Source organism: Bacillus sp. LR--39 (assembly GCF_053613335.1).
Map to the genome: position 1 here is coordinate 1 of NZ_JBSIOT010000506.1, position 909 is coordinate 909.

General features: G+C 42.9%; 2 protein-coding genes. One reads left to right on the forward strand and one right to left on the reverse strand.

What is annotated here, in order from left to right; all coding sequences use genetic code 11:
• Positions 1–278 (forward strand): glycogen/starch/alpha-glucan phosphorylase (locus ACWHAR_RS24505; RefSeq protein ID WP_452088111.1); only part of this gene is annotated, 278 nt, incomplete at its 5' end.
• A 30-nt stretch (positions 279–308) separates the two neighbouring features.
• On the opposite strand, the gene ACWHAR_RS24510 is transcribed toward ACWHAR_RS24505, so the two are convergent.
• On the reverse strand, positions 309–776 hold the full coding sequence (locus ACWHAR_RS24510; protein ID WP_003229024.1) for a TspO/MBR family protein: 468 nt from the start codon (positions 774–776) through the stop codon (positions 309–311).
• Positions 777–909: the final 133 nt, after the last annotated feature.

Consider the following 909-nt stretch of genomic DNA (forward strand, 5'->3'; position numbering starts at 1 on the left):
AGGTAGCGGATCAGTTGATCAATGGTTTTTTTGAAGGAGAGGCAGATGAATTTGAATCGATCTTTGACTCGCTGCTTCCGCATAATGATGAGTATTTTGTGCTGAAGGATTTCAGCTCATATGCAGATGCACAGGAGCGAATTCAAGCTGATTATCGGGAGCGAAGGAAATGGTCTGAGCGTTCGATTGTAAACATTGCTCATTCTGGATATTTCTCCAGCGACCGCACGATCCGGGAATATGCGAAGGACATTTGGGGCATCAAGCCGATGATGTGAAAAAGCCGCTGTATAAGCGGCTTTTTTTGTTCACAGATTCATTGAATTGATTGTAAAGGATAAGAACGTCGCAAATGCACTCCATAAAAAATAAGGCAAAAGAAGATAGCTTGCGGCTCTGCTGTATTTTTTGGCAATGATCAGTAATACGATTGCTGTGATGGCGACAAGCAGGCAGTCAAGCGATGCAGCCAGCAGATTTTTTTGCGTAAACTGGAAATAGCTGAAGGCTTGATTGAGCACGTAATTTATCAAAAGTGTAAACCAAAAGCTTTTCGCACCTTTAAATGAAAACGCAGCATATACAATGGCTGCTGAAAGGGAGATCAGGGCAAACAGGATGGCCCAAATGATGCCGATCGCAGTTCCGCTTGGCGTCCAGTCCGGTTTTTTCAATGAATTGTACCATTCTTGGTCCACAGGAAACAGGTAGCCTGCGGCTGAAAACAGCGCATATGTAATCACAAAAACGGCTAAAGCGCCGACAATCTTTTTCATATTTGCAACCTCCGCATGTATTTAATTACCCTTTATCTTATAAAGATCAAACCCCCGATATGCGGGGGAAATGATGGTCTTAAATAAGTTGCCGCAATGCGTTTGCTTTAATGCGTTCATATTCAAAAGCTGA